Annotated in this window: 17 protein-coding genes; 15 read left to right on the top strand and 2 right to left on the bottom strand. The window is 67.7% G+C overall.

Annotated features, from left to right (window positions below; genetic code table 11):
• Positions 1–127 precede the first annotated feature (127 nt).
• Complete coding sequence (locus AC3EQ1_RS19670) at positions 128–1,861, bottom strand: immunity 49 family protein (RefSeq protein ID WP_432095707.1); 1,734 nt, start codon at positions 1,859–1,861, stop codon at positions 128–130.
• A gap of 445 nt (positions 1,862–2,306) precedes the next feature.
• Positions 2,307–2,555: a zeta toxin family protein gene (locus AC3EQ1_RS19665; protein ID WP_432095633.1), complete on the bottom strand. Its 249-nt coding sequence runs from the start codon at positions 2,553–2,555 to the stop codon at positions 2,307–2,309.
• Positions 2,556–2,598: 43 nt separating this feature from the next.
• Between AC3EQ1_RS19665 and tap the strand changes: the two genes are divergently transcribed.
• From tap to AC3EQ1_RS19590, 15 genes are all read left to right on the top strand, one after another.
• Positions 2,599–4,767, top strand: a complete 2,169-nt coding sequence (tap, locus tag AC3EQ1_RS19660) for a telomere-associated protein Tap (RefSeq protein ID WP_432095632.1) — start codon at positions 2,599–2,601, stop codon at positions 4,765–4,767.
• A 9-nt stretch (positions 4,768–4,776) separates the two neighbouring features.
• Positions 4,777–5,334, top strand: a complete 558-nt coding sequence (gene tpg, locus AC3EQ1_RS19655) for a telomere-protecting terminal protein Tpg (protein WP_432095631.1) — start codon at positions 4,777–4,779, stop codon at positions 5,332–5,334.
• Positions 5,335–6,428: 1,094 nt separating this feature from the next.
• On the top strand, positions 6,429–7,541 hold the full coding sequence (locus AC3EQ1_RS19650; RefSeq protein ID WP_432095630.1) for a bifunctional DNA primase/polymerase: 1,113 nt from the start codon (positions 6,429–6,431) through the stop codon (positions 7,539–7,541).
• Positions 7,538–9,046 carry a DNA primase family protein gene (locus tag AC3EQ1_RS19645; protein ID WP_432095629.1) on the top strand — a complete coding sequence of 503 codons (1,509 nt, stop codon included), beginning with the start codon at positions 7,538–7,540 and terminating at the stop codon, positions 9,044–9,046. The genes AC3EQ1_RS19650 and AC3EQ1_RS19645 overlap by 4 nt, the downstream gene beginning before the upstream one ends.
• A complete protein-coding gene (locus AC3EQ1_RS19640; protein WP_432095628.1) occupies positions 9,043–9,444 on the top strand; it encodes a DUF6009 family protein in 402 nt (133 codons plus the stop codon). The genes AC3EQ1_RS19645 and AC3EQ1_RS19640 overlap by 4 nt, the downstream gene beginning before the upstream one ends.
• An 805-nt stretch (positions 9,445–10,249) precedes the next feature.
• On the top strand, positions 10,250–11,695 hold the full coding sequence (locus AC3EQ1_RS19635) for a DUF2637 domain-containing protein (protein WP_432095627.1): 1,446 nt from the start codon (positions 10,250–10,252) through the stop codon (positions 11,693–11,695).
• 481 nt (positions 11,696–12,176) lie between these two features.
• Entirely contained in the window at positions 12,177–13,073 is an 897-nt protein-coding gene (locus AC3EQ1_RS19630; protein WP_432095626.1) for a hypothetical protein, read from the top strand.
• Between the two features lie 52 nt (positions 13,074–13,125).
• On the top strand, positions 13,126–13,392 hold the full coding sequence (locus AC3EQ1_RS19625) for a hypothetical protein (protein WP_432095625.1): 267 nt from the start codon (positions 13,126–13,128) through the stop codon (positions 13,390–13,392).
• Positions 13,389–14,501: a conjugal transfer protein gene (locus tag AC3EQ1_RS19620; RefSeq protein WP_432095624.1), complete on the top strand. Its 1,113-nt coding sequence runs from the start codon at positions 13,389–13,391 to the stop codon at positions 14,499–14,501. The genes AC3EQ1_RS19625 and AC3EQ1_RS19620 overlap by 4 nt, the downstream gene beginning before the upstream one ends.
• 14 nt (positions 14,502–14,515) lie before the next feature.
• Positions 14,516–14,797, top strand: coding sequence for a hypothetical protein (locus tag AC3EQ1_RS19615; RefSeq protein WP_432095623.1), 282 nt, complete (start codon positions 14,516–14,518; stop codon positions 14,795–14,797).
• Entirely contained in the window at positions 14,794–15,438 is a 645-nt protein-coding gene (locus AC3EQ1_RS19610; RefSeq protein WP_432095622.1) for a hypothetical protein, read from the top strand. Before AC3EQ1_RS19615 ends, AC3EQ1_RS19610 begins: the two co-directional genes overlap by 4 nt.
• 1 nt (position 15,439) lies before the next feature.
• The gene (locus AC3EQ1_RS19605) at positions 15,440–17,983 is read left to right on the top strand and encodes an ATP-binding protein (protein WP_432095621.1); all 2,544 of its coding nucleotides are present in this window, start codon (positions 15,440–15,442) and stop codon (positions 17,981–17,983) included.
• Between the two features lie 32 nt (positions 17,984–18,015).
• On the top strand, positions 18,016–20,295 hold the full coding sequence (locus tag AC3EQ1_RS19600) for a hypothetical protein (protein ID WP_432095620.1): 2,280 nt from the start codon (positions 18,016–18,018) through the stop codon (positions 20,293–20,295).
• A gap of 41 nt (positions 20,296–20,336) precedes the next feature.
• Complete coding sequence (locus AC3EQ1_RS19595; protein WP_432095706.1) at positions 20,337–21,440, top strand: C40 family peptidase; 1,104 nt, start codon at positions 20,337–20,339, stop codon at positions 21,438–21,440.
• A gap of 695 nt (positions 21,441–22,135) precedes the next feature.
• Complete coding sequence (locus AC3EQ1_RS19590; protein WP_432095619.1) at positions 22,136–22,516, top strand: hypothetical protein; 381 nt, start codon at positions 22,136–22,138, stop codon at positions 22,514–22,516.
• Positions 22,517–22,736 lie beyond the last annotated feature (220 nt).

Here is a 22,736-nt window from a genome sequence, read left to right as displayed (position 1 = left end):
CGCCGCAGTCGCAGTGTGCGGCGAGGCCGCGCTCGGCGACGGCCGGGTGACCGCGTCGACGCCGGGGTGGGCTACCGCTCCAGGGAGCGGACGGAGGCGCGGCGGGAGCGAGCCAGCAGCCGGGCCCTCAGAGAGTTTCGGCGGTCCGCAGGAGATGCTGCGGAAGGTAGGGGGACTCTACGCGGATTATCCAGCCGCGGCGGCGGGCGTGGCAGGCTAGGGCGAGGATGTCGAGGTCGAGGGAAGCATCCGGATCGTCGGCACGGTCGGCGACCTGGTAGTAGTCGCGGTGGGCTTCGAGCGCGTCGGCCAGGGCCAGATTGAAGCTCTCCTCGTCCCCCTCCACGAGCTGTGACAGCAGTACGGCCGGCGGCATGGCGAAGCCCCAGTCCTTGGCCTTCTCGGCTTGTTGCAGCGCCCGCTGCGCGGCCGGTTCGGGATCGGTGCCGTTCAGGTAGGCGTGAAGGGCTTCGCGGTACGCGCTGAAGGCGGAGCCGTCCGGGCCGACGAAGGTGGGGCCGGTGAGGACCAGCGGCGCGAGGTCCTCGCGTGCGCCGATGATGAGGGCGAAGGCGGTGGCCTTCTGCCAGTTGCCTGCTCCGGCCTCCTCGTCCCGCTCGGCTGGGAAACGCAGAGTGCGGCCGTCGACAGTCACCTCGGCGTCGGTGCCCGGTTCCGTGAGGGCGATACGGAAGAGGGCCGCACCGATCTGGGAGGCCAGCCGAAGGTTCACAAACTGGGCGTCGGTTACCCCGGAGTCCTCAGCACGCCACTTGAAGAGACGCTCCTGATCGCCCATGACGCTACCGAGCCGCCAGACGGCGAGAGGTTCTCCGGCGACGGAGGTGAACGCCTCCCGGACCTCCTGCTCGTACATTGCCTCGGTCTCCGGGCTCACCGTCCTTTCGCGGGCGGGCCGCTCCACCACCAGCGGGCCTGCGGCGAGCGCGGCGACCGCGTCCGGGCGCCGGTTGCGGCCGAACCCGCCGACCCGGGGGCCTTGGGTCTCAAAGCCGGTGATCAGTGCGTGCGGGAGGTAGTCGGTGTCGACGGCCGGAGCCCAGCCCAGGGTCCGGTACGCCAGAGCGGCGAGGACGATGGGGACGAGCGGAAGGAGAGTGCGCGGGGAGGTTGCGCGGCTGTGCAGGATGGCGTGCCTGGCCAGGAGATCGGCCAGACCGGCATCGAAATCTTCCCGGTCCTTGGCGATCAGGGCGCGCAGCGTCTGCAGCGCCGTGCTGTCCGGCCGGTCCAAGAGCGGCTCGCCGACCTCCTGGGCGCGGGTTCGGATGCGGCCCAGGGCCGCGTCGATGGCCGCGAGCCTGGCCTGCGCGCTCGGCGGATAATCCTCGTCGTTGCCGGTGTCGTCCAGGACCACGGCCGTCAATCCGGTGGCGAGCTCGCCCGCAGGCGTCCCCTGCGCCTGCTCGGCGAACTTCTGCCGCGCGAAGTGAAAGGCCTCGCCGTGCCACTTCGCCTTGTCCCGGAGCGCCGACAGGCACAGCGCGTCGATCCACTCCCCGGGCGTGACACTCTCCTCGGGGGCATCCTCACCCCGGTCATAACTCATGCCGAAGTTCACGTACCCCAGGAAGACCTGGAAGCTGCAGTGCGGGTGGTAGGCGGCGTAGGCGACGGCACCGGCCGCGGCTTCGGAGGCGTCCTTGAGAGCGGCCTTGGCCTCTGGGATGCCGAGGCTGGGTGTCGCGACGGAAAGGGCACCCATGTACTCGAGGAACTCGTCGGCGATCAACTGCCATTCGTAGGTGGCCATCCGACCACCCCTCGACATGGACCGCACCTGCCCCCCGATGCGGTTCGAGAAGTCCTCGCGCGCTGCCGACACAGCGTCCCCGCCCACCTGGTGGCGCTCTATTCGCACTGACCTGCTCCTTGATCGATCTCTACGACAGCCTAGATGCGGCACCTGACAGCTCATCGGCTCGGTGCGCGTCCCGATCGGGGACCCCCTCCTGCTCGACGCCGCCTTCGGCGCACAAACGCAGCCAGGCCGGCCAGGCGCGGGTTGTTGCGGACGCGGTGCGCGATGTGGTGCAGGGTCCTGCGAGCCGTCACCCGCGGGTTGGGCAGCTCAGCGAGCTCGAGGAGGCACAGAGCCGGGAGGCAAGCCAGCAGCAGAGCCTCTGCCGAGCACCTTGCCTGGCTCCGCAGCCGGGGGTCTCGTCGTGCGGATCGCACGCCCGGGCATCGAGTCCGGTTCCGGTATCCGGTCTGCCGGTACGCGGCTGCGGAGGTACAAAACCCCTGAATGTCAGCTAGGCGGACTCGACCACCGCGTCGAACCCTTACTCCCGGACGTGATCCTCGACCGCAGCCCCCCCCCATCGGTGGGTGTCCGGACGAACCTTCACCCCGGCGATGCGGACATCACCCGCCAGGAACTCGCCGTACTGACGGTGCGCGGCCTTGTAGAGGTCGCTGCAGAGCCTCACCGCGCCGCCGCGACCATCCCAGCGCTGCCTGAGGGCGTCACCGACTGGTAGACCATGGTCAACATAACATCCATGCGCAATCGACGTTAAATCCGAGGGCAATTCACATGCGTTTCATGTAAGCTGAGGAGTGGAGGTGATCCGCGTGTCCAACGATGAAAAGGCACTGTTCAGCGCGGTTGACGCACTGCTCGAACAGGTCGCTCAGGACCCCCTGCCACCGCCTGTGGAACGCAAACGGCTGCGGGAGGCCGCCGGACTGAGCCAGGACCAGATCGCGAAGGCCCTTCAGGCACGCCGTGAGTCGGTCGGAAACTGGGAAGCTGGGCGGAGCGAGCCACGGCCACCGAAGCGCGCCGCCTACGCCCGGCTCCTGGAGGGCCTCGCCGAGCGCTTCCCCGCCCCGGCTCCAGAGCCTCCAACCACTGCAGCACCGGCGGCAGTCACACCCCCAGCCTCGGCATCGGCCGACCCGGCACCCGCTTCGACCGCCGCCCCTGCAGCGCCCTTCGTTCCGGTGGCCGCCAAGTCATCGAGCTCGCGTCGTCCGGCGACGAAAGAGCACACGCCAGCCACAGCCGCCGATGCCCAGTTCGCCAACGGCCCGCTCGGCGTGCTGGACGGCGACGGATCACTGTATTGCGTGGGCGGTCTGGTGCTGGACTGCCCCGCCAAGACCGTCCCGGCCCTGGTCGACTGGACGCTGGCCGAGGCGCATCTGGGCGCGCCTCGGCTACATCCGTCAGGTAAGGATGCCGATCCATTGATCGTGCTGACCGCCGGGGCCACCGAGCGGTTCGGTCTCCCAGAGCGGCTGGAGGACCGTCGCGGGCTGCGGCTGCCGGAGGACCACAAGGTCGTCAAGCAGCTCGCCCGTGCGAAGTGGCAACTGACCAAGCGCGGGCTCGGCCCCTGGGCCCGCATCTACCGTCCCGCCGAAGGCGGACGCCGGCAATGTGTACAACTAGCGGTCCTACCGTGGGATGCGCTCGATTCCCGCTCGTGGGGGACCACCGACCAGCTGGAGCCCGCGGACATCGCCCACGTGCTGGGCACCTATGCCTCCCGTGTCATCACTCCACGAGGTTCCACGGCAGTTTCCGGTCTGGAGGCGATGACCGCGCTGCGGCCACCGACCCGAGCTGTCAAGGACGAGGGGACCGGCAGCTGGGTACCCGGCGCAATGCCAGGCTCGTTGACCGACGCAGTCGACCCGGCGCCAGCGGAAGCACCGGACGAACACCCGGTCGCCGCGGCCCTCTACCCCCGCGCCCGGCAGCGCACCCCGGCAGAGGTCCTGGACGAGGAGGCATACGAATGGATCCGTGACCCACAGCTACTCACCGACGCCGAGTGCGAACGGGCCTTCGCGGTCGGTATCGACGTGAACACCGCATTCCTCGCGGCCGCCAACAGGCTGATCGTCGGCTTGTCCGGCCCGGTGCATGTAAAGGCGCCCACGTTCAACAAGAAGACGCCCGGCTCGTGGCTGGTGGACCTGTCCGCCATCGAGCTCGACCCTCGCCTTCCCAACCCATTCACCCCTCACGGCATCCGGCCTGAGGGACCTGCGTGGTACGCGACACCGACCGTCGCCTACGCCGAGGAGCTCATCGACACCTATCGCCTCCCGGCACAGATCCGGCCGATGGAGGCGTGGGTCCGCACCGAGTCCGGCCCCTACCTGGATCCCTGGTACAAGCGCATCGGCGAGGCATACAAGGCAACGATGGCCGACCTCGGCGTCACCTCAGACCTCACAGAGGCGGAGTTTCTCGCGGCGATGGAAGACCACAAGGCTGCCGACCCGGCCCTGGCCGCGGTGCTGTCCGCCATCAAGTCCACGGTCAAGGGCGGCATCGGCAAGCTCCGCGAGCGGCCCAAAAGCATCAGGCATCAGTTCGGAGAGCGATGGCCGGCACTGGAGCGACCGACCTGGCGCCCCGACATTCGCGCCGCCGTCATCTCCACCGCCCGCATCAACATGCACCGCAAGATCCTCAAGACTGCCCTCTCCGGACAGCAGGGCCCAGCGCCGTCCACACACCTGATGCTCGACCAAGACGCGCTGCTCCCCATCGCCCTGCTGTCGGACTGCGCCGTCTACCTCTCCGACGGCCCCAGCCCGCTCGACTTCCTGCCACACACCACCGACGGCAGGCCGGCACCCGGCAGCTTCCGGCTCGGCGTCTCGCCCGGCATGGTCAAGCACGAAGGCACCCAGGATCTTCTGTGGGCAGTGCAGATGCTCGACGGAAGCCACAATCCCGCCCGGCACATCAAGGGCACCGACGCCGCACTCGACGGGGAGTAGGAAACCTACGTGGGCATCATCAGCGACAGCCTCGAGAAGGCCACAGCCGCCACCACAACCCGACCAATCCCCAAGTCGGCAGGAGCGCGGATGCGGTACCTGGTCAAGCAGCACAAGGGTTCCACCAAAGCCGTCGCGCAACTCCTGGGCATCAGCCAGCGCACCGTGGAGCGCTATATCAAGGCTCAGATCCGGCGGCCCCGCAAGGACCTCGCCGCACGCATAGAGCGCGAGGTACGTCGCCGCTGGCAGCCCAAGGTGCGCGAGAGAGCCCAGCGCCGCGCCGCACAGACCGGCGGGATCACCCTCGAGACCCGAGCACGGTTCGGCTTCACCGCCGCCCCAGGAACGACGGATGACGGACGAATCCGGTTGATCACCCAACATCTCCCGCCCCCCTACGCCGCCCGTCTCTTCGACGCCCAGGCCACAGGCGCTTCGGAGCAACAACTGCAGGACATCGCCGCTGAGGGCCTGCAGGAGATCTACTTTAAGGACAACGCCCGCCGCGCCGACGGCCTCCTGGTCGAGTTCACCGACATCGACTACGTGGAGCTCGACTTCTAACGGGCGACACGTGTGAGGGCATAGAACCGATGATGCGACTGAGCGGTTTACTTAGCCAGTCCGGGGGGATCCCTGAACGGCAGCACGGTGTCGAACCCCCGGCCACCTGGTCGGTTCCCGGCCAGCCACGAGCGGCCGGGAACGGGGGCGACGGGCAGATCGGGAGTGCTCTGGAGAGCCCAGGAGGGGCAGGAGGCTGCTCGGGGCCGGTTGGACGGCCCTCCAGACCGGCGTCGTTGTTGATGCCGAGCGGCAGCCGGGGGCCGGAATGTTCGAGGTGCGGTCGTCGAAACAGCTGGGCCCGGTTGCGCACGACGGCTTGAACATGCCGACGGCTGGCTGCTGCAACGGATCGCTGTTGGACTGCTGCTGTCTGGGGCATCGCGAAGTCACTGAACGCTGAAGCGACCGAAGCGACTGCCGGTCATACCTGCAGAGACAGTCTCTCGTCTCTGCAGGGGGACTTGGAGTGTGGGTAGCTTCAGTCGCTATGGGGAGTGTGGATCGGCGAGCCAATCGCTGTCCCGATGCTCTGGGAGCCGGTGAGGCCGACGATCCTTCAGGCAGCACTGCCAGGCGTCACAAGCGACTCAACACGGGACGGACGCACGGCATCCATCCCGTCGTCGGAGCTGGATGTCAGTCGCTCGCGAGGCCTGGCCAAGTGCGGCTGTTGTGCACAGCGACTCAAAACCAGCGACCGATTGAGGGCCGGCCGCTGCCAGGCGGGCGGCTAAAGGCGCAGGTTAAAGGGATACCACTGGATCCGCAGCGACTGAAGCGACTGACAGTCCGGGTATATGAAACCATTCCTGTGTGCGTGTGCGCGTCATATATAGGAGACCTGAGTCGCTTCAGTCGCTGTTGGGCGGAACTCCACGTCCTGACCTGCGCTTTTTCCTAGCAGCCAGCTAGCTGCATCCGTCGGCGCCGGTCGCTCGCCTGGCTCTCGGTCGCTGTGGTCGATCGCTTCTGGGCACCATTGAACCGACACGGCAGGCAGGTTTTTCCTCCAGGGATGCAACCCTGGAGGAGACGCATTCGCTAGTCTGTGTCCGTTGTTGAGTCGCTTGGGTCGCTGTTAGGGGAAGCACATGCCTGCTGAGCTGCGGGTTTCGCGCAGCGACTCGCAACAGTCAGTTCCCGAGACTTCGGTCGCTGTGTCGTCACTGACTCTGGCGGCTTGGTGTGCTGGCAACGGCTGGCCTGTTCATCCGCTGGCGGCAGGTCGTAAGACCCCTGCCGCGAACTGCCGGTCCTGCCGCTCACGAGGCCACACCCATCACCACTGCGTCTGCTTTAAGGAAGGGCGCTGGTGCCACGGCTTCCACGCCGCCACCCTGGACAGCAGCCGCATCGATCAGTGGTGGGGCAACAACCCGGCTCTGGGTGTGGGCGTGGCCTGCGGCCCGGCCCACCTCGTCATCATTGACATCGACGCGCACCCTCAGCAGCCGCCCGCACGTGACCGGGTGCTTCCCGGGATCTCCATCGGGGACCATGTCGACCTCACGGGCCTGGCGACTGGCTATCACACACTGGCGGTCTTGGCCGCGCTGCGCGGAGCTACAAGCCCTGCGGACGATGAAAGCACCCTGCGCGTACGTACCCCTTCCGGCGGGCTCCACGTCTGGTACCAGGTCACTGACGGGCTCCGCTGGCAGTGCTCCACCGGGTCGGCTAAAGAACGCGCGCTGGCTTGGCAGGTGGACATCCGAGCCCACGGCGGTTACATCATCGCCCCCGGGACCACGACCACGGACGGGACCTACACCCCAGTCGGCCCTGCTCGGAAACCCGTTCCGCTTCCGGCCTGGCTCGCAGCGGAACTCGAACGCACCAACCACTTGCCTGCTCCCACCGTTCCCTCCCCACGCCCCGTCCCTCCGCGTGCCCGCAGGGCAGTCCTCGCCGCGGGTGGCAGCCGGGACCGGGCCACCCGGGCGCTCGCCACCGCCCTCGCTAACGTCGTCGATTGCGCGGCCGTGCCGGAAGGCGCCGCTTTCTCCGAGAAGCTCAACCGAGCCGCCTACACCGCCGGCGGCCTCGTGGCGGCAGGACACCTCCCTTACGAGGCCGCCGAACAAGCGTTGACCCAAGCGGCCGCAGCCGCGCGCCCGGGCCAAGCCCACCGCGCCGCGCAAATCATCCGCAGCGGCCTGAACGCCGGCACACAGCGTCCCCTTACACTCGGGAGCTGCTCGTGACATCGCCCGGCGACAGCTACCTCTTCGACTTCGACCCCCATGCAGTGGCGGCCCAGATCCTTCAGGCCCCCACGCCTCTGCCTGCCCAAGCCAGGGAAGCCAGCCACACGGTCGACCACGCGACGCCGGCTGGCCTGATCCCGGATACCTTGAGCGATCGCGGCAACGCCAAGCTCTTTGTGAAGCTGTACGCCAACGACTACCGGCACGTCCCCGGCCTGGGCTGGTACAGGTGGGACACCACCCGATGGCAGATGGACGAGGACGACACCGTCGTCTGGGCAGCTGGGGACCTCGCGGAAAGCATCGCCTCAACCGATCCGCGCGGCATCCATACCTCCTCAGCCCTGCACAAGCACCGCCGCCGAGCCCTGAGCACCTCCGGCATGAACGCCATGCTCACGCAGGCAAAGTCAGCCCCCGGTATGGTCCTCAACGCGGCCCGGCTCGACGCCGACCCCTACGCCCTGTGCACCCCCGCGGGACTGGTCGACCTGCGCACTGGCTTCCTACGAGTCCCGGACCCGAACAAGGACTTCCACTCCCGGTCCACCTCCACCGGGCCCGAGCAGATGCCCACCCCTCGCTGGAACCGCTTCCTGGCCGACACCTTCGGCGACGACGCCGAAGGCAGGGAGATGATCAACTTCCTGCACGTGCTGCTCGGCTACTCAGTTACCGGAGATGTTGGCGCCCAGGTGATGCCCTTCCTGTTCGGCTCTGGCAAGAACGGGAAATCCGTCCTGCTCGACGTCCTCATGAAGCTTCTGGGCGACTACGCGGACGCAGCTCCGCCCGGTTTCCTCATGGCCCGCCCCTACGAGGGCCACCCCACCGACCTGGCCGAACTCCACGGCCGCAGGGTCTTTGTCTGCTCCGAGGTCAAACCCGGCGATAAGTTCGACGAAGCCAGGGTCAAGCTCCTCACCGGTGGAGACCGCATCAAAGCTCGCCGCATGCGACAGGACTTCTTCAGCTTCGCCCCCACCCACAAGCTCTGGCTGCTGGGGAACCACCGTCCGGAAGTCGGCACCGGGGGCTTCGCCTTCTGGCGTCGTATGCGCCTCATCCCGTTCGAACGCGTAGTCCCCGATGACCGCAAGATCGACAACCTTGCCGACATCCTGGTCACCGAGGAAGGCCCCGGCATCCTGGGCTGGCTCATCGACGGCGCCCGCCGCTACCTCAACGGCGACAAAGATCTCACCGGACCCGAACGCGTCCGCATCGCCACCACCGCCTATGCCGAAACCGAAGATCACACCGGCCGCTTCTTTGATGAATGTTGCTCCCTCAACCCCGACCACAGGGCAGAACAGGCCCGGCTCTACGCCGCCTACAAGACCTGGTGCCAGAATGAGGGAGCACCCGCTATCTCCTCCCGTGCGTTCGCGACACGGGCCCGTGAGCTGATCGGGCTGGCCTCGCCCAAGGAGATGATCCTGTCCAATTCGCGGAAGTACTACCCGGGCATCGGACTGCTCACCGACGAGGAGACCGCATGAGCTCCCTCATCACCGAGGACGAGATCAGCCATGAGACCGAGCTTGTCTGGCTCGAGACCATCACGGACCTCGACTACGTCCGACAGAGCCTGGACCGGCTTCCCACCAGGCGCGGTAAGCCGGCCTATCACCGTGACGGCCGCATGGTCGGGTACGCCCTCCTTGGCCCGGAGGCCAAAGCCTCCAGGTCCTCCGGGACTTTCCGCCGCAGAGTGTTCTGGCTGCTGCCCCACGACCGTGACAGCAAGCCCACTGGCCTCTATGCCACCGGGGCCCCCGCCGAAGCTGTCGATCCGCGCACGCTCTCAGCAGGCAACAAGGGGCGAAAGACAGAGCGTTCTGAGGGCGGACCGCCTTCTTCAGCAATGCAGGAACTAGGCATAACGCTGCCGCTCTGAGAGGACTCTGCCCGACAGCGAAGCGGCAATGAAGGGCAAGCGGTACACAGAGCCCGTGCGGCCAGCGCCCCCGCCTCTCACTCCGTGACCCCTCATCGGGCGGGCTCGGCCCCAAGTCGGCCCCGGGAAGGCCCCCACCCAGTGGCCGCAGGATCCCCCGCATACCGCTTCAACTCGGTCTGATGCTGGTTCAGTGCGGTAATCCCCGCAGAGCTGAGCCACTCCATCCGTACCACCCCGGTTTGCCCAGCATCACCCACTCAGGGGACACCACTACGCCGCCCGTCGGCGTCGACCGCTGCCGACTGGATTCCGCAGCAGCGCCTCGCACGCTGTGCGCATGGCCGGTTGCGGTCCGGTCCCTCGTCAGCCTCGTTTCCAGTCCTGGCCTCGAACCGCGAAGTCTCCCGTCGTTGGAAGCACAACCGTCACCGTTGCCCTGGGCTCGTCGGGCCGAGCCTGGCCCTGTGAATTGGCGCCGAGCTTCCCTCGCGGCAGGTCCAGACTGCTTCCTAGATCAGTAGCTCGTCAGGCGACGGGGCTCCCTGAGCGAGGTAGACGTCAGGAAGTGGTGATCGTATTCCGAGCGTCGGGCTGCGACTCAGCCTGGGTCAACCATGTCTGCGATCTCGTCCAGGAGGGGCGGCCAGTTGGGTGTCCACCCCTTAGCCCCCGGCGTGATCACTTTTCGTTGACGATCACGTCTTCACGCCTCCCGAACCAGGCAGGCCGCCATCACATCGTGAGAGTGTGAAAGGCGCTTGGCGCGTGTGATGAGGCATTGGTTTGGGAGGGGCGACAGCAGGTGACCGCAGGTAAGACGACGAAGCCGGTAGAGCCCGCCTGGGCGCATCGCATACTGATCGGCGTGGTCGTCGCCGGTGCGATCGTGATCGCGGCCATCGGCTTCGCCGGTTCGTACTCGGCGGTGCGCGAGCTCGCCGCGAAGAAGGGCTTCGGCGGTTTCTCCGGGTTATTCCCTATCGGCATCGACGCGGGCATCGTCGTCCTGCTGGCCCTGGACCTGCTGCTGACCTGGATCCGCATCCCGTTCCCCCTGCTGCGGCAGACGGCCTGGCTGCTGACCGCCGCGACCATCGCGTTCAACGGCGCGGCCGCCTGGCCGGATCCGCTCGGGGTCGGCATGCACGCGGTGATCCCCGTCCTCTTCGTCGTCGCCGTCGAAGCGGCCCGCCACGCGGTGGGCCGGATCGCCGACATCACCGCCGACCGGCACATGGAGTCGGTCCGCGTCGCCCGCTGGCTGCTGGCCTTCCCCTCCACCTTCCGGCTCTGGCGGCGGATGAAGCTGTGGGAGCTGCGGAGCTACGACGAGGTCATCCAGCTCGAACAGGACCGGCTGGTCTACCAGGCCCGGCTCCGCGCCCGCTACGGCCGCTCCTGGCGCCGCAGGGCACCCGTCGAGTCCCTGATGCCGCTCCGGCTCGCGCGCTACGGCGTACCGCTCTCGCGTACCGGCGCGGCGGGGCTGGCAGCCGCCGGCATCGACCCGGCAGTCCTGCCGGCCGGGCCCGGCGCGCCCGACGATAGGTCCCACGCGGCGCAGGCTGTGGTGGAGAGCGAGACAGTCGCTCCTAGGACCGCCAATGCGGGGACGGACCCGCAGTCACTGGAGAGCGAGCTGGCGACCCCGGCGCAGGAGTTTCCCGTGACCGCCGAAACCCGTCCGGACAGCCCCCTTGCCGATGCTCTGCCGGCCGCATCAGTCGTCTCGACTGATGGGCGAGCGCCCGGACCGGCCGTCGCTGAGCCGCTCCCGGTCTACGTGCCTTTGCCGCAGTCCATTGCCGCCCAGTCGGCTCCCGCGGTGGCTGAGCAGCACCGGCGTGAGCCTGTACCGGCGTCTTCGGCGGACAGTGTCTGCCGGGCCGGGGACGGAGTGCCGCAGCAGACCGCTCCTGCGGACGTTGCGGCAACGGCGAAGACTAGCCTCGGTGAACCCGCAGTCTGGAACGCCTCGCACACCAATACAGGGCAGGCGACAGCTCGGCTGCCCGAGCAGCAGTCGGATGATCCTGAACTGGATCCAGTTCAGCAACAGATAGTGACGGTGGCGGAGTGGCTTGCCGAGGCTGAGGATGCCGGGCAGAGGCTCTCCGGAGCGGAAGTGGCCCGCCGTTTTGGGCTATCGCCCAAAACCGGGCAGCGTCGAGTGAACGCCGCGGCCGAGTACCTGGAAGAGCAGCGCCGACAGGAAGGCCGTATCCGTCTCCGGTCGGTTAGAAGCTGACCGATCTTGTGCAGGAGTGACCGATGGGGGTGTCCGGTCGTTGGCCACCGTCATCGGTCACGCTCGTTGGCTGTGACCGTATCTGGTGATCGGCGAGCCAATGACCGATCTCGGCGACCGGTGCCTCTGTGACCGATCGCCCCGGCTATGACCGATGCCCGATCCGGTGCCTCGTCAGTCAGTGGGCGTGATTGATGCGCCGCTCATCGGTACCCCATCTTTGGGACCGATCATCCCCGTCCGTGCGCGCCTGCTGCTTCCAGCAGGGAGCAGGGTCGTCCACCGTTCAGAGGGCTTGCCGAGGGTTGCACCGGCCGGTCACGAGGCTTGCCAGCCAGTCTGCAGGCTTGCCTCACCAGAGGCCGGGGGCTTGCCGGGCACATGGGCAAGCCCCCCACCTGGCATTTTAGGGAGCTGGGCAAGCCTTCGGGCAAGCCAGTGTGAGGAGAGTTCACGGCACGAGATCCGAAAGGAGCGTGCCGTGCTCGACGTACAGCAACCCGCCCCCACCCCCAGCGGGATCTTTCACCGTCTGGACGCGGACTGGGCGGCCCTGTGCGCCGAGCCAGCCGTGCAAGCCACCGTGACCGACTGGTTGGTGGCCGATGGCCTCGCCGAGGATGTTGCAGCAGCGACCGATTCCTGGGTGCGACCGCTTGGCCCGGCCCAGCTGCTCGCCGCACTCCGCCGCCGCGACAGCCACCTGACCAACGAGCTGACCGATGCCATCCTGCGCGCCCTGCTGCGCCGTGCGGCCGACGATGGCGGATCGGCCACGCTCGCTGCCCGCATCATCGTGCAGGCCATGATCCCGGCCGCAGTCCGCATGACCCGCGGGCAAGTCCGCCCCTTCGGTGGCCGACATTTCGACGACATCGCCTCCATGACGGTGACCGCGCTCTACGAAGTCGCGTGCTCCGGACGGATCCATACCCGTCCCGGCCGACCCGCCGCCAACCTGGCCCTGGACACGCTGCGTCACCTTTGCCGCGAAGTCGCTGCCGACCGGGAGGACCGTGGCGAAGACCTCACCGCCGCCATGAGCCTGGCCGAAAGGGGGCCCGGTCCGGCCGAGATGGCTGAAGGCCGAGCCATCGGTAGGGCAGCGACCGCCGCCGGACTTAAGCCCCCCAATGGCACAAGCGAAAGGGAAGCCAGCCGTGCCCGTTTGGAACTCCTCGAGCTCGTCCTGAACGCCATGGACAGCGGCACTCTTTCGCCAACCGACGGCCGCGCCATCGCCTGGCACTACACCACCGCCCCGGTCACGGACGCAGTCGCTGCCGCTCGCCTCGGCACGACACCGGGTGCGTGGCAGCGCCGCCGCTCCCGGGCCGTAGCCCGTCTTTCCGCCTCACTCCTGAGCCCCGCGGCGTAAGCCGGACCTCTGCCCCGCCGCCCCTCATTCGCACCCACCCAAGGAGAACCGCATGCCCCAGACCGCCAAGGCACCCCTCGATGCCGACGAAGAGCGCGTCACCCGCGCCCAGCGTCTGCTCATCCACCTCGGTGCCGCCCTCGTCTCACAGCCCTTCGACACCGACACCTACAACCGGCTGCGCGCATTCCTCGCCGATGACGCCGACGACGTCCTCGCCTCCCTGGAAGCCCTGCGGCAGCGCCCGGAGACCGAGCTGCGCCAGCGCATCACCGAGCTAGCCGGCCACACCCTGCTGCCCTTCGGAGGCTCGGCATGAAGTTCAACCGCCGTCGGACCAAGGGAGCAACCGAAGCCGAAGCACAGAACCTCGACATCGACGAGGGGCCCCCTTATGTGGCTGGCTGGTCTACCGGTGCGCAGGCAAACACGGCCGCCGCCATCCGTTGGACGGCCTGGGGCCTGCTAGTCCTCGGCCCACTGCTCGGCGCACTCGCGTATGTGTCCGTGCCGGAACAGACCGGGCCTTCACAGGGAAAGCCGGCGCCCACCGCCCCGGCCGCCACCGGCGCCCAGGGCGCGGCCGGCTTCGCCCAGCTCTTCGTCGCCGCCTTCATCTCAGCAGGGGAGGACGACCAGGACGAGCTCGCCGACTACTACCCGGACGCCGCAAGCCTGCCCTTGGAGGGAGATTCGGACCGGCAACGCGGCGACCAGCTCACCGTCGTACGGCTGCGGCAGACCGACCCCGGTATCTGGTCAGTGACGGTCGCCGCCCGCATCACCAACACGAAGCCAGCCGACAACCAGCGCCGCAAAGACGAGAGCAAGGCCCCGACGCAGCCTCAGGCCGTGCGTTACTTCCAGGTCCCCGTCGCCACCGCGCCCACGGCCGACCGGGGAAGCGGCTACACAGCGCTGGCCATGCCGGCCGAAGTCGCCGCTCCCGTAAGGATCAAGGCTCCTCGACTCGCCTACGGGCCGATGCGGCCGGCCCTTCCGGCAGATCCGCGTACTCAAGCGGCCACGGAGTTCTTGTCCGCCTACCTCACCGGTGCTGGCGAACTCGACCGCTACCTTGCCCCCGGCACGAAGCTCAACGCCATCGCTCCCGCGCCCTACACCGGCATTGCCGTCGACAGTCTCGCCATCGAGGGCGAGAAGGGCGCCGAGCCGGTGACCACCGTGCCCGGCGACGGCACCACCCTCCGGCTCCTGGTCGCGCTGCGCGCCACCAATCAAGACGAGATCCGGGTGCCGCTCACCTACGCACTGACCCTCAAGGCTCGCGCAGGCCGATGGGAGATCGCCAGCCTCGACGGCGCCCCCGCCGCATCCACCGCGCATCTGAAGGCCGGCCGCACGAAGACCTCGCCTGCACCCAGCACGGTGCGCACGCCCAGCCCCGCTCAAACGCCCCCGTCCTGACAAGGAGAAGACTCATGTACGACACCGCCTTCCTCGCTGCCGGCTGGATCCAGACCGGTACCGGCCTCGGCAACGACCTCAAGGACCTGATCTTCAACGTCGCCATCCCCGTTCTGTGCGGGGCATTCGTCGTCATCGTCGGAGTCAAGACCAAGTCGCCCGGCCCGACGATCATGGCCGTCATCTTCGCGGCCATCGTCTGGGGCGGCTCAGCCAACATGGACACCCTCAAGGACAAGACAACGGAGGACATCAACCAGTACGACGGCGGCGGCGCCGGGACGGGTGACCAGTGACCACCACCCTGGTCGACGCGTCAGAGACCGACGGCGAGCTGATCGGCCGCTGCTATACCAAGGCCCGGCGTGCCCCGCTGGTCCACGGCGTCATCCGTGACGTCAACGGCGGCCGCGGGATCCGACTGCCGGGCGGCCCCTACACGCTCACGCAGCTCGCGGCCATCGTCAGCACCTTCGTGGTCCTGATCCTGACCCGGGCCATCTGGGGCGGGCACGGTCTAGTCGATGTCGTGGTGCTGCTCGGCCTGCCGTTCGCGGCCGCGTTCCTACTACGGCACCTGCACATCGACGGCCGTAACCCAATCGCCGCTCTGATCAGTGTCGCCGTGATGATGACCAGCCCGCGGTGGGGGAGGGTCCACGGCCAGCCTTTCCGCCCCGCCCGGCCGATGAGCGGCGACACCCTGATCACCCTTGCCGCCAACCGAGCTCCGGCTCCGGGCAGCACCACTCTCACAGAGGAACGGCCAGCGCCCGCCACCTCTATAACCCGCCCCGTGGGGCCGGCCCGGGCTGCTGCCCGGCCGGCCCCGGCCGCACCCGCACCCGATGCGACTGAGAGCGCCCCTGTGGCGTCCGGCGCCCAGGCCCTGCTCGCCCGCCGCGCCGCACCCACACGAACCGACCCGGAGAAGTGAGATGCGCCTGCCGATCCGCCACGTTGCCAACAACCTCGTCTTCACCACCCACGGCACCACCTGGGCAATCTGGCGCGTGGCCGCCGCCAACTACTCTCACGCACCGGCCACAGCGAAGAAGCGCCGCCTCAAAGCCCTCGAATCCCTCTTTAAGAGCCTCACCGGCGAGCCGATGCTGATGTCGCTGTGCCCCCAGGTCGACCCGATCGCCGTGGTCCGCGCCATGGTCGCGGATGTTGATCTGAAAAAGTCACCGCGCTACGAGCGGCTCGGTCACGCCGTACTGGACCAGCTTGAGAACATGGAACTCACCGGCCGCACCGACTGGCTGGCGATCCCCCTGCCCGCCCTGTCCCGTAAGGACGCTGCGGGGGCAGCCTTCTCCGCAGCCAAGGCCGAAGTCGCCCTGCAACTGGGACTGATGCCCTCCCCTGTCACCACGAACGAGATCGAGCGACGCACCGAGCAGGCCAGGCGGATGCACGCCCAGTGGCCCACGGGCGTATCGATGCGGCCGGCCACCGAAGCCGAGATCCTTTGGATCTACGGTCACAGTGCGCGCCGCGGTCTGGCAGAGCCCTTTCTGCCCGACGGCACCGAAGCCAAGGTACGCGGCCGCGGCCGCACCGTCGCGGCCCTCGGCAATGTGCTGATCGCCGAAGGCGGCGCCGACTTCCACGACCGAAATGCTGCGCCCGGCAACCCTTTCGAGCGGCGTTTCGTTCAGGTCTCCTCAGAGTGGGGCGACTCCTACCAGGCACTGCTCGCGCTCTCCGAGATGCCGGAGGCCTTCGCCCTGCCCGGTGCGGCATACCTCCAGCAGCTGGATGACCTGGCCTATCCGGTCGACTGGACCGCTCGGCTGGTCATCACGCCGGGCGCCAAGGCCGAAGCCAAGACGCGCAAGCGCGCCCGTCACCTCAAGGCGCAGGCCGCTGAGTACCAGGGTGACCCGGCTGGTCCCCCGGCCGCGCTCGCGAAGAACGAAGCCGACAACGACGAGTTCCGCGACCGGCTGACCACCTCGGCACGCGAGGTCGAAATCCGCGCCATGGTCACCCTCGCGGTGTGGGGTACCACCACGGACGAGGCTCAGGACCGCGCAGTCGCCCTCGCCAGTGATTTCGGCGCCACCGACTACACGTTCGCCCGCCCGGTGGGCGAGCAGACCAACCTGTGGCACGCCATGCAGCCAGGCTGCCGCACCCCCCGGGTCATGACCGGGTACGCCCAGTACCTGCTCGCCGGTGACTTTGCGATGGCCATGCCCTGGTGCGGCTCCCAGCTCGGCGACGAAAGGGGCGGATTGTTCGGTCTCCAGCTCGCCTCCGGGGGCGCCCGCCCCGTCATGGTCGACCCGGCCCGCGGCCCCCGAGAGAATGCTTCCGCATCGATGGCATTCATCGGTGAACTCGGAGCCGGCAAGTCCGTAGGCCTGAAGTCGGCCGTCTATAACGTCCTCGCTCGCGGCCATCAGCCCGGCAAGCCCCACAGCCGTGGACGTGCCGTCATCGTCGACCGCACCAAAGAAGAAGAGTGGGCCCGGTTCGCCAAGGCATGCCCTGGCACCACCCAGGTCATCCGGATCGACCAGAGCGCTGAAGTCTCGCTCGACCCGCTGCGCCTGTTCGTGAAGGACAGCCCAAAGGTTGCGGCCCGCTTCTGCGAGAGCTTCCTGACCCTGCTGCTGGGTGTGAAGCCGATGGACCTGGAAGGCGTCGCCCTCTCCGAAGCCGTGCAGGCGGTCCTGGAGAGCCCCAAGCCGTCCATGCGAGCCCTGATAGAGGAGCTCATCCGACGAGGGGACGAGGACACCCCTGCCCGCAACCTGGCTCGCAAGCTCAAGGCAGTGGCGCGCAAGGACCTCGCCGCCGTGGTCTTCGACGACCAGCTGCCGGTCGTGGACACCGCACGGGCCGACTCCGTCGTCTTCCTCGTCAACTCCCTGGCCCTGCCGAAGAAGTCCGAGCTCGCCTCCGACCACCGCATCGAGCGCCTAGAGTTCGAAAAGGTTCTAGGCCGCGCGCTCATGTACCTGATCGCCGCCGTGGCGCGCGAGACCGTCATGCGGCACAAGGAGGAGTTCGGCGTCGCCGTCTTCGACGAGTGCTGGTGGCTCACCAGCTCCGACGAGGGCCTTGAGCTGCTGCTGGAGCTCATGCGTGACGGCCGCAAGCACAATGCCGCCGCCTACGTGGGATCGCACGACCCGGACGACGTCGGGCCGGCCGACAGCGAGAAGGGCGCCATCATCCGCGGCCTGATCCCGCACCGCCTGCTCTTCCGCCAAACCACCCGCGCACTCGCCTCCCGGGGACTGGAATTCCTCGGCGTCGACGCCACCGACACCGATCTGCTCGACCTGGTCACCACTGGCTTGTCCCCCCTGGACCTCCCGGAAGAGGAGAAGCTGGCCCGCGCAGGCGAGTGCCTCTACCGGGACCTGGCAGGACGCATCGGCCTGATGAAGGTGCTGATCCCCATGGACGAGGCGATCCACCGCGTCATCCACACCACCCCCAGCGACTACCGGACTGTGGCATGACCTCCCCGACAAACGGGTGGCCACGGCTGCGGATGCTCGGCACAGCACGCCTGCGCCTGGCACTGGTCATCGCCGCACTCGCCGCGACAACCCTCACTCTTCTCACCTCGCTGCCCGCCTACGCCGAGCCCACACCGAAGCCTGATCCGACCTCGTCGCCCACCGCATCGCCGAGTGCGCCGCCAGCCGGTCCGGCACCGGACAGACAGCGCACCCCGACGCCCGAGGAACTCGAGGCGATCGAGGATGTCATGCGCGAGCAGAGCGAGCACGTGTCCAAAGCAGCACAGAAGGAAATGCTCAGGCAGCACAAGGAGCGGCTGCGCAAGCTCCTGCCCGATGAGGGCGGCGTCCTGGGCGTCTTCAACGTCACCGACAAGAACGGGTTGCCGATCAGCGCGTACACCGTGGGATCGGACACCGGGGGCACGCTCGACTGGGACCTGGGCGTCCAGAACCTGATCACCGAGCTGAACTTCATGATCACCAAATGGCTGATCGCATTCGCGTGCTGGCTGATCGCCTGGTCGCTGTCTTTCGGACTCGCCAAACTCCTGCTGACGCCGGTCTTGTCAGTCGCCAACTCACTCCACGCCAGAGTGATCATGGAGATGGGCCTCCCGAGCCTTTTCCTGGCTGTGTGTGCACTCATCTGCACTGCCCGGATCTTCTTCGGCGACCGGGCCAAGGGCTGGGGCGACGCAGCCGTCTCGCTGGTGCTCGCCGCACTGACCACCACACTGCTCGCCTCGACCCCGCAGACGCTGATGGGGGAGCAGGACGGTGCCCTCTCGATGGCTCGAGGCCTCTCCCTGGAAGTCGCGGACGTCATCCTGGACGCCAACCCCGCAGACCCGACCAGCGACAAGCCCACGGACGACAAGGCGAGCAGCAGTGCTCTGGCCCGGCCCCTGACCGATGCGCTGACCGATGCCTTTGTCGTGAAGCCGGCCATGCTGCTCCAGTACGGCCGGGTCTTCGAGGGGAAGTGCGCAGCCGACTACTCCGACACCAAGATCTCCCAGCTCGCCTTCGACCGCCAAGTCACCAGCCGCATGAACAAGCTCAAGAAGATCAGCGGCCTGGCGGACTACATCGACCCCACCGGCGGAATCTCCTCCTACTCCAACGCCTCCATCGACATGGCCACTCGCTGGGCCGTCGAGCACTTCGGCGGTGCCCCCATGGAAGCCTTTGAGAAACGGTGCGTCCCGGGCGACGTGGACGCAGCCAAGCAGGCGTCCCTCGACAAGGTAGGCGGCAGCATCTTCCTGCTCCTGGCCGCCGCCATCGTCACCGTGATGATCACAGGCCTCGCCGGCGGCTTCCTGGTCGCCCAGTGCCGCATCGCCTGGGACGCGATTCGAGGCGAGCCTGCACTCGTCGTGGGCACCATCCCCGGCTTTGGACGGGCGTACCTGTGGGACTGGGCTGCCTCTGTCCTGCGCTCACTCGCACAGATGCTCACCAGCGTGATCGCGCTGGCCATCTTCATCGTCGTCGTCCAGGCAATACTCGACCCTGTTCAGCAGGACTGGGGACGCGAACTCACCCTGCGGTTCCTGTGCATAGACCTCGTGTGCATCGCCGCGGTAATGAAGCGCAAGATGCTCTCCGCCCGGGCCAAGCAGCTCGGCTCCAGCTGGCGCGCGAAGATGTCGAGCAACCGCATCGGCGGCACACACGGCAGCGCCTTCACCGCTCCGGCCTCCGAGCCGGTCACCAAGCGTCCACGAATCGCCCGCGCCACCGCCCGCGGCCTGGTGCGCAGCGGAATGATCGGTGTCTCCCTCGCTCAAGGAAACCCGCTCGCCGCCATCGGGTACGCGATGCCTGCAACCGTTGGAGCCACAGCTCTGATGTCGCGCATCAACCACGGAGGGCGGAACGGATACCCACGGCCCGCAGCCCGCCAATCGCGCCCCTCACTTCCGCCTCCGAGCGCACAGCCCGGCACCCCGGAGCAAGAGCACCCCCCTGCCCAGCCCGAGCAGGCCACACCATCCTCGTCGGATGAAGCTGGGCCGACGATTCCTCCTCGCCCGACGCACCCCCCGCAGCCTTCAAGTCCGGCTCCGCCTCCTCGCCCGAATTACCGCCCAGGTGCACGGCCTGCACGCCGCACCAGTGCTCCGTCCCCTGTGCACGGAGCACCAGGAGCCCGGGCCGTCGCCGGCCAGCGCGCGACTCAGCGGCACAGCCTACGGACGCCGTCACCGGCGCAGCCCGCGGCCTCCGCGCGTCAGCAGCAGCTGCGGCAGCGCCTGGCACGGGGCGGCCCCCGGCGCACTCAGCGACGGGACAGCTCATGAACAAGAAGGTAAAGGCGTGGCTGATCGGCGGCCCCAGCCTGATGGTGCTCGGAATCATCCTCGTGTCAGCCATCGCCGCGCACGTCGGTGGCGTGGCGGAGCTTGAAGCCGAGGCTGCTGCCCGGTCCCGGGCCCGGTGCACAACCGGATCGGGTCCGGGAGCGGATGTGGATGCAGCCCAAGTCGCCCAAGGTGTCGAAGCCGTCCTCGCCGACAGCACAACTGATATCAAAGTCACCGGACTGCCAGTGCCCAAGGAACAGATCCCCAACGCGAAGGCAATCGTGGCCACCGGCGTACAGATGAAGATCCCAGCCCGAGGCCAGGTCATCGCGCTCGCCACAGCACTGCAGGAGTCCGGGCTACGCAACATCGCCCACGGCGACCGGGACTCCCTCGGCCTCTTCCAGCAGCGCCCCAGCCAGGGCTGGGGCACCCGCACACAGATCCTCGATCCGATCTACGCCAGCACCAAGTTCTACAAAGGGCTCAAGTCCGTGAAGGGGTGGGAACGCATGCCTCTCACAGTCGCCGCCCAGCGCGTGCAGAAATCAGGAGAGCCCGACGCGTACGCCAAGCACGAATCGATGGCCGCCGAGCTGCAGCGCGCAATCGCCCCGACCCTTGGCGCCGCAGCCGCCAGCCCGGGCCTTGCCGGAACCGGTACAGGCCCCTGTGTAACGCAAGAGGCAGCCGACTACGGCACCATCCGGGCAGGCACTCTTCCGGACGGATACACAATCCCTGCCAACGCCCCCCAGCCTGCCCGCAACGCCATCCGCTGGGCACTCGGACAGCTGGGAACCCCCTATCAATGGGGCGGAACATGCACCAACCCGCGTGGGAGTAACCCGCGCGACCGGTGTGACTGCTCCTCACTGATGCAGCGCGCTTACGGAGTGTCCGGCATCAAGATCTCGCGCACCACGTACACCCAGATTCATGACGGCCGCCCGGCTCCGGCCAATGCTCTTAGGCCCGGAGATCTGGTATTCACCGAAGGCGCGGCAACCCGGCCCGAGCACGTGGCCATGTTCATCGGCGACGGCCTGGTCGTGCACGCGCCGCGCCCCGGCCGCGTCGTGGAAGTGGCCAAGCTGTCCACACACGGCAGCATCCTCGTGGCACGGCGAATCGCTTCTTGACCAGCGACCGTAGGATGCCATCGGAGATGCTGTTGACCCAGCGTTCTGCCAATTGTCGTCCAGAGTATCGTACCCACGGTCCTGACTGTCCTGTTGCATTCTCACGCGGCCCATCCGTTCTGGCCTAGTCCCACCGACCCCCCGGTAAGAGGAGGCGAGCCGGCCCCTCCGTCCGCCCATCCAGGCGGGCTCGACAGCCGACTCCAGTCGTCAGCCCCCGTGCTTGACCGGTCCAGCTCGCAGATTCACCGCGATGCCTAACGCGGGCAGGTGGGCTGGCCGAATTCGATCCCAGCCTCCCGCCGTGCGGAACTACGACAGATCAGCCCCCACCAGGCGGTTCTGAATCTGGAACCCGCTGGGCCAATGGAGGATCTTTGCGTAACGTAGGGGAGCAGACTGGCCACTTGGGGTGGTTGAAACATCGACGTTGTCATCGCTGTCCGCAACACGCTGCAGCTCTACTGGCGCCGTCGAAGAGGTAACGGGGAGGCGTAGTGGCACATTCAGCACAGCCGGGACGAGTACAGCTTCGCAGCCGGAACCGAACTCTGGCAGCCTTGCTGGTTCCGGTCCTCGGCACGCTCGTGGCCACGTCCGCGTGCAGTTCTGACACCAGCGATTCACAAGTCGGGTCCAGCAAGAGCCCTTCTCCGACGCGATCGGTAGACCCCGATGGTGCCGAGAAGGCGGCGGTGCTGAAGTCGTACCGCTTGATGTGGGAGGCGCGGAACCGGACATATGCCACAGCCAAACTCGCGCCTGAACTGAAGACGTACGCGGGGAACAAGGCTCTGGCCAACATTAAGGTGACGATGCTCTACCACCAGGACCAAGGCACGGTGATGAAGGGCAAGCCGGTGAACTCGCCGAAGGTAACTGCCATCGATGCCAAGAAGGCGACGCTGAAGGACTGCGTGGACACCAGCAACTACACCGAGGTGAAGGCCAAAACGGGCAAAGCCGTATCGAACGGCGACGGGCCTCGCCGACATGTGTACAACTCGAGCGCCATCAAGTCAGGTGGCAAGTGGGTCATCTGGACGACAGCGATAGACCGGGGCCGGACATGCTGACAGCGTGCCGGACGACCACGGCAGTCGCTTCGCTCGCGTTGCTGCTCATCGGAGTGCCGATGGGGTCCGCGGCCGCCGATGAACCTGGCGGTGGAGTGGCGTGCCCACCGGACAAGCTCGACTGCGATGTTACAGCGGAGGACCCGGGCAAGCCTGCCCCCGGCCAGCCAGGAAAGCCCCGCAGAAGCGGCGGCGGTGGAGGAGGCAGTGCGAAGTGCGT

It is taken from the genome of Streptomyces sp. bgisy100 (assembly GCF_057709105.1).
Note: the sequence above shows the minus strand (reverse complement) of the source record. Positions and strands in the feature narration are given on the sequence as shown.

What these genes read in the sequence shown, in the direction of transcription:
- AC3EQ1_RS19650 (WP_432095630.1), top strand. Translation starts at nt 6,429, where the DNA reads ATGCCTGCTGAGCTGCGGGTTTCGCGCAGCGACTCGCAACAGTCAGTT.
- AC3EQ1_RS19640 (WP_432095628.1), top strand. Translation starts at nt 9,043, where the DNA reads ATGAGCTCCCTCATCACCGAGGACGAGATCAGCCATGAGACCGAGCTT.
- AC3EQ1_RS19625 (WP_432095625.1), top strand. Translation starts at nt 13,126, where the DNA reads ATGCCCCAGACCGCCAAGGCACCCCTCGATGCCGACGAAGAGCGCGTC.
- AC3EQ1_RS19620 (WP_432095624.1), top strand. Translation starts at nt 13,389, where the DNA reads ATGAAGTTCAACCGCCGTCGGACCAAGGGAGCAACCGAAGCCGAAGCA.
- AC3EQ1_RS19615 (WP_432095623.1), top strand. Translation starts at nt 14,516, where the DNA reads ATGTACGACACCGCCTTCCTCGCTGCCGGCTGGATCCAGACCGGTACC.
- AC3EQ1_RS19605 (WP_432095621.1), top strand. Translation starts at nt 15,440, where the DNA reads ATGCGCCTGCCGATCCGCCACGTTGCCAACAACCTCGTCTTCACCACC.
- AC3EQ1_RS19600 (WP_432095620.1), top strand. Translation starts at nt 18,016, where the DNA reads ATGCTCGGCACAGCACGCCTGCGCCTGGCACTGGTCATCGCCGCACTC.
- AC3EQ1_RS19595 (WP_432095706.1), top strand. Translation starts at nt 20,337, where the DNA reads ATGGTGCTCGGAATCATCCTCGTGTCAGCCATCGCCGCGCACGTCGGT.